A 6,000-nucleotide genomic window follows, 5' to 3' on the forward strand; every position below is an offset into this window, starting at 1 on the left:
TTGGTGGTATTGGCGCTATTGTAACTAGCGCAGTAGCAGCACTTAATGCCTATTAGGCGATGAGCAGAACTTCTTATGGGACCCCTTCGTGTTTTAAATGATAAGTCGCCTAGTGCTGCAAATCGTGCCACCAATCAACAGCCTTGGGATCTATCGCGACTTACAGACGAAGAACTAAACGAGCTTGATGAGCATGGCGATAAAAGCCAAACCGCAAGCCTTAACAGCGTTAGCATCAAGAAAAGTGGCGATGTTTGGTATGAGCTTGGATACTATTCAAATATCTTTGTTTAATAGTGCTAACGCTTTGCTTGTGAGTTTGTATTGCTGCAGACGACTAGTAGGTTTGTCAGGCAAGGTTGGCTCTATCAAGTTGGCACCAAGGGCTGGATCAATATAATGTTCTCGTAAATGCCTACGGTCTTTAAGTTTAAAATGGTTACGGATTGCTGCATTACCAAGCGGTCCAGTATTTTGTAGCAATTTTAATAAAGCAGCCACTGGTGGGGTGACTGGTGGGGTAATAGCGTAGGTCATTGTTGTTGATGCTTGGTCAATTTGTGGTGAGTAGGTAAACTGTGTCCATAAACCGCTGCCCTCGTAACGAAACTGAGGGCGATTAATACCAGCGTTTTTGCATGCAGTTATCATGCGTTCAATACCACGACCCCATGCTTCGATCATGCCCGCGCGAAAAAATGCATTGGCTATGTCAGGGTTATAAGGCTGCGATGGGTGCGGGCCTTTTAGTTTTTTTACGGTCCAGTCTGTTGGTAATTCGCCGCTGTTCCATAGCATTATTTTGTTATCGTACACGCTAATTTGAATCGGTGTCACCGACTAATATTCTACTTAGCTAAATTTTAGTATCATGACTTATCATGCTGGTCTTCGTGCAAATGCTCATGTTCTTTAAAACGCTTTTCAACAAGATAAACATGCGCTTGCGCATCTTCGTAATAGCTCTCAACCAGGCGCGCTAATTCACCAAGCATTTGCAGACATTTGCGATATTGCTTTAGTAAGTATGCAACTGCTTGTTGGTAGCGGGAGCAGGCGCAACTTTGTGTGCGTGCGTTAGTTTTAATCTTGATGCGGCTTGAAGTCTGAGCGCTAACTGTTTGGGTTCGTCTTGTTGTTTGAGCGCGGCAAGCAGGGCTTTTGCTGGTGTTTTTGTTGCTGCGATCGCTTGTGCGCTTAGTTTTACGTGAAGACGACTTGACTCTAGATACACGACGAGTTTGATCACTCATTAGGTTTTACGGCCTCCATAACAGGCATGTGAAACTTAGAGGGGCATTGCGGGTGCAACCGTAATGTTCCTCGCTTAAAGAAGTTTATTTATTCGTGTTGGTTTTTATTCGATGATTCCCCCCTTTATATAATTGATTGCTTAGTAATGAATGTAAGTCTGATCATGCTGATGGTGATCTGTCAATGATAAATCATGTTTTTATGTTAATTTGTTTAGGTGTATTTGTACTTATTGTCGCTAATAATTCGGTATAACATCATACCCGCAAAAAAATTACACCGTCATACCCGCGAATGCGGGTATCTAGGAGCAATAATCGAATATAATTAAAATAAATAGAGCCAAGATTGCCGTTTGCGCAGTAATGACGAAGCAAAAACGGGACATTAATATTTATAAGCTATGAAGCTTAATTGACTTATTGCCAAAACGAGCAACTATTTCTAAATCGCCATCAAGCGCTTTGACATATTTACGAAGAGTCGATACAAGATGGTCATCACGACGCTCAAGACGCGATAATTCACTTTGAGCAATTTCCATCGCTTGCGCTACTTCGACTTGAGTCTTACCCGACATCTCACGCAGCTCACGAATATCCATTTCGAGTAATTTGTCACTAACAAATTTTTTACTCGCAGCTTTCATTTCTCTCGCGCAGGCCGCAAGACAACATACTGCTACAGTTACGCGTGAGGAGCTCCTTCGCCGTGCTCAACTACGCTGTGATTTTGGCGCTGTTGCACGTAAGCATCCTGTTGACTCGGCGATAGAAGTTTCACGAACTTCTGCAGTTACGACAATTGTCGCAGATGTAAACAGGTGTGCAGATACGGCGAAGCCACTCATTATTGAGGGCCCACCAGGTCAAGGGAAATCTTGGGTTTGTAAACAAGTACTAGAAAATCTTAAGTCAAACGATTGGTTAATTGCTGAACATTATTGCTTCCTTGGTGATGGAGACACTGATCGCAACGAACGTGTATTAACTGAAGCAGTAATTGGTAGTTTGCTTGGTCGACTTGCAGAAGCTGAACCCGAGATTGTAGAATCCCGCAGACCTATACTTGCGGCTGATGAAGCTGCCTTACGCCAAGCAATAAACCAAGCATTATACAATCAACCCAATAGGCGCATAGCTCTGGTAATTGATGGTCTCGACCATGTTACTCGCGTGATAGGGGCGACAATCAGTAGGCCAGATCCTGCCCAGTTACTTGCAACAGCACTCGCTGAATTAGAGTTGCCACCCGGCTGTGTTCTGGTGGTTTTAAGCCAGCCTGGTGTGCATCTGCAGCCACTGCAGAACATAGGCGCTAAAACGGTTAAATTACCGCCACTAGATGCTAGTGATCTGCAGGTATTATGTGAGCGTTTAGAAATATTTTCGATGCTGGATATCAATGACCAGCCAACGGTTGATGAGTTTGTTTCTGCACTGATGGAGCGTACAAATGGTAATGCTTTGTATGCTACCTATCTTTGCCGCGAAACGCTCAGGTCATCTATTGCCCATGTTGATCTTGTGTCAGCAATAAAAGCATTCCCACCATTCGATGGTACACTTGAAACATATTACAAATATTTGATTGATCCATTGGGCGACAGTGCGCGTTTTGTCGCCCAAATGGTGGCCCTGTTAGAATTCGCTGTTACTCGTAATGACCTTGGCGAGATCGCTCCCGAGTATGCCCACCACATCGACGCAGCAGTTGCAGCTTTAGGCCCAGTTCTTGTTGAATCGGCAGCGCAAGGAGGCATCCGTGTTTATCATGAGTCGTTTGCGCGTTTTGTACGTAGTCCGCTTGAAAATAATAACGCAGGTAAACATGCGCTTCTAAAAAAGGCGCAGGATTGGCTTAGCCACAAGGGTATCTTTCAAGATGCCAGAGCCTTTCGTTTTCTCTTGCTGCTTTGCAGGCGATTAGGGACAGACTATGAAGTATTAAGAATTGTTGATGAAACTTTCGTTTCAAAAGCTATCCAGAATGGCTTCTTCGCGGGTGCCATTAAGGCTAATCTGGCTGTAGCAGTTTATTGTGCGGCGCGTATAAAAGACTGGCCTTCAGTAGTCCGTTGCGTGGAGCTAGCTCGTGCCGCCGAAACCTACGAGAATGAACGTCTAGATAATCTCATCGAGTATGCCGACGTGCCAATTGCTTTGCTTGGTTCTAATATTTTTGCCGAAAGACTTCTCTTTGATGATCAGCCGACGGTGCCACCACGAGCAGGTCTTTTGTTGTGTGCAGCCATTGATGCGGCTGGAGCTACAGCGCCATGGCCAGAATACCTTGAGGCATTTACCAAGGTGGCTGTAAATGACAACACTAGCTACGGTGCAGACTCGGATCGCCAGGTCGCAATAGCTAAGCTTCGAGGTAAACTGCGTACGACTACAAAACCAGACTGGACTAAGTACGCAAATTGGATCACGCAAAATGCCCTAGTATCCCAATTAGTTTTTAATGCTGTACGCGATACACATGGCATCTTGGGAGTTAGGCAATTAGCCGAGGCGCTCAACGATGCTAACTTTTGGCTTATTTATGCCGAACATATGGCGATTGCCGAAGACAGTGAGTCTCGCGTTGAAGCTCAACAAATTGCGCGACGAGCGCTCTCGGCTGATGTTGCGCCTGGCACGGTTCATCGCTTTATTGCCCTAGGCCTAAAATCGTGTGACATCCGGACAGGCAGGATTACAAATAATCGTGATGAATTTTTCACGCTTACTAGTCAGATCCAGCAGTCGCGAGGCAACAATAGCCCTGAGAATGTTTGTACTTGGCTCGATGGGTGCGCAATCGCTGCTCATGCAGCCCCCGATCTACTTCAAGAAGTCGCTTCTCGAATTAGATCGCCAGGATGGTACCCTTGTTGGCTGCGGTTCGCCGTTGCGCTTTGTTCTGCCGAGGCGGCAAAGTCAAATCAGAGCAAGGCTGCACTTCAAGCTCTGAAACTTCTCACCGAAGAGCGCGGTCCTTTTGTCGGTGATCCGAGGGCATGCGATCTTTACCAACTTCACGGAATCATTGCTGATACTTTATACCGAGCAACCAAATTGATAGATGACGCAGAATGGCCAGCTGCCATAGAAACACTTCGGCGTGTCAGTAGCCAGATATCATTCACGCTCTCTGGAGAATTGGGCGGCCCTGTGCCCGCTGATCTGTTACTAGCGATTGCTGTTGATGGCACAACACCTACTCGTCATGCTGTTACCAAGGAAGTTATAGACTGGTTCCAAAGTGAACAAATACCGGGTAATTACTACTCTGACATAGTTAACTTTCATCTTGCTGCATCTCGTTATGCCTTATCATGTAATGACCCTGCACTGGCTTGTGAAAATTGGCATCGGGCAGCCAAGTTGCTTTCAGCTTATGGAGGGCACAAAGATATTACAATCTATGAGTTACTCTATTCAGTAGAAACACTTATTGATTTGAATATCCCACAAACACGCCAACGGCTTCAGTTTTTGCAGCCGCTCTGTAAGCGTGTAGTAAGACACACTGACAAGGATGAAACCCGCGCTGCGCCAGGTCATTGGTGGAAATTGCTTGCGGCAGCAGACCCTAATGCGGCTGCAAAAACTATTGCTACAAAACTCCTAAGTGACTGTAACCAGCCAGATGATCTTCTTGAAACCGCACGTTATGAATTATGGCAGGCACATTTTCAGTTGGCTGACCCTATGGTAGCGGGAGCTTTGCGCCTCACTCTAGATACTGGGCTGAGTAAATATGATTATGAAGCACTAAATCGCCTGACCGACTATTTATCTTCTTATACCTCTTACAGTAATAAATTGTTGTAGACATGCCAATTAGAAACTGAGCCAAATGGTAATCAGAAAGTGAGCCACCCCTAGCGCATACAGCATCGGTCAAGTTTGTTGAGCTACTGCGAGTTGGTATACACCTGCCTACCTTAAGCGGTCTCGTCCCTCCACCGCTCGAAATATCTACGGATATTACTATGCGGCTTCAGTCCTCGGGCGCTTAAGTCGGCGACGGTCTATCAACTCTCGTTTACGTTCAACCTACTTAACCGACGCTGTAGCTGTTGCATGTAATTTAAGTCCTAGCGCGTTAATTACTTTTAAAATGGTATCGAACCCAGGGCTTCGATCTCCGGATAATGCTTTATACAGGCTTTCTCTTGATAGACCTGCTTGTTTTGCAACATTTGACATTCCTTGAGCGCGAGCAATATCACCTAGCGCTTTTGCAATAAAAGCTGCATCGCCATTAGATTCTTCAAAAGCTGCTTCAAGATATGCAGCCATTTCATATTCATCTCGAAGATGTTCAGAAACATCATAATTTGATATGATGCTTTTTCTTTTCATTTTGTTTCTCCTTCTACTAACTGCGCGAGCATTTTTGCCTTTTTAATATCTCTTGACTGAGTTTGTTTTGTTCCTCCAGCCAGAAGAATTATTATTATTGCTCCATATTTTTTTAAGTACACCCTATATCCAGGCCCATAATTAATACGTAGCTCTGAAACACCGTCACCGACTGATTTTATATCACCAGGATTGCCTGATTTAAGCCGCTCAATGCGTACTTGTATTCTAGCACGCGCTCGTAAATCTTTGAGTTCGTCAATCCAGTCAGCAAACTCGTTTGTTTTGCGAAGCTCCATATTATTATTTATTGTAGCCAGCTGGCTACAATTTGTAAACATATTTTTGTATTTAAGATTTGGTGTCAGAAACTGACATCTGAGCGCACTTA

7 protein-coding genes are annotated in these 6,000 nt (G+C 44.8%); 2 read left to right on the plus strand and 5 right to left on the minus strand.

The window, feature by feature from the left end; all coding sequences use genetic code 11:
* Positions 1 to 75 precede the first annotated feature (75 nt).
* Positions 76 to 294: a hypothetical protein gene (locus JW841_04125; protein ID MBN1960109.1), complete on the plus strand. Its 219-nt coding sequence runs from the start codon at positions 76 to 78 to the stop codon at positions 292 to 294.
* Here the strand turns inward: JW841_04125 and JW841_04130 are convergent.
* The 3 genes from JW841_04130 to JW841_04140 all read right to left on the minus strand — a co-directional run bounded on the left by JW841_04130 (position 277) and on the right by JW841_04140 (position 1,903).
* Entirely contained in the window at positions 277 to 798 is a 522-nt protein-coding gene (locus JW841_04130) for a hypothetical protein (protein MBN1960110.1), read from the minus strand. The two genes, JW841_04125 and JW841_04130, sit on opposite strands and share 18 nt — an antisense overlap.
* A 71-nt stretch (positions 799 to 869) precedes the next feature.
* Entirely contained in the window at positions 870 to 1,253 is a 384-nt protein-coding gene (locus tag JW841_04135) for a hypothetical protein (GenBank protein MBN1960111.1), read from the minus strand.
* 395 nt (positions 1,254 to 1,648) lie between these two features.
* The gene (locus JW841_04140; protein MBN1960112.1) at positions 1,649 to 1,903 is read right to left on the minus strand and encodes a helix-turn-helix transcriptional regulator; all 255 of its coding nucleotides are present in this window, start codon (positions 1,901 to 1,903) and stop codon (positions 1,649 to 1,651) included.
* Between JW841_04140 and JW841_04145 the strand changes: the two genes are divergently transcribed.
* Entirely contained in the window at positions 1,869 to 5,075 is a 3,207-nt protein-coding gene (locus JW841_04145; GenBank protein MBN1960113.1) for an ATP-binding protein, read from the plus strand. The two genes, JW841_04140 and JW841_04145, sit on opposite strands and share 35 nt — an antisense overlap.
* A 225-nt stretch (positions 5,076 to 5,300) precedes the next feature.
* On the opposite strand, the gene JW841_04150 is transcribed toward JW841_04145, so the two are convergent.
* Positions 5,301 to 5,609, minus strand: a complete 309-nt coding sequence (locus JW841_04150; GenBank protein MBN1960114.1) for a putative addiction module antidote protein — start codon at positions 5,607 to 5,609, stop codon at positions 5,301 to 5,303.
* The gene (locus JW841_04155; protein ID MBN1960115.1) at positions 5,606 to 5,908 is read right to left on the minus strand and encodes a type II toxin-antitoxin system RelE/ParE family toxin; all 303 of its coding nucleotides are present in this window, start codon (positions 5,906 to 5,908) and stop codon (positions 5,606 to 5,608) included. Before JW841_04155 ends, JW841_04150 begins: the two co-directional genes overlap by 4 nt.
* Between the last annotated feature and the right edge of the window lie 92 nt (positions 5,909 to 6,000).

The organism is Deltaproteobacteria bacterium, assembly GCA_016931625.1.
Taxonomy (GTDB): domain Bacteria; phylum Myxococcota; class XYA12-FULL-58-9; order XYA12-FULL-58-9; family JAFGEK01; genus JAFGEK01.

Excerpts from the sequence above, each read along its gene's own strand:
- JW841_04130 (MBN1960110.1), bottom strand. The coding sequence starts at position 798 with ATGCTATGGAACAGCGGCGAATTACCAACAGACTGGACCGTAAAAAAA.
- JW841_04155 (MBN1960115.1), bottom strand. The coding sequence starts at position 5,908 with ATGGAGCTTCGCAAAACAAACGAGTTTGCTGACTGGATTGACGAACTC.
- JW841_04135 (MBN1960111.1), bottom strand. The coding sequence starts at position 1,253 with ATGAGTGATCAAACTCGTCGTGTATCTAGAGTCAAGTCGTCTTCACGT.
- JW841_04140 (MBN1960112.1), bottom strand. The coding sequence starts at position 1,903 with ATGAAAGCTGCGAGTAAAAAATTTGTTAGTGACAAATTACTCGAAATG.
- JW841_04150 (MBN1960114.1), bottom strand. The coding sequence starts at position 5,609 with ATGAAAAGAAAAAGCATCATATCAAATTATGATGTTTCTGAACATCTT.
- JW841_04125 (MBN1960109.1), top strand. The coding sequence starts at position 76 with ATGGGACCCCTTCGTGTTTTAAATGATAAGTCGCCTAGTGCTGCAAAT.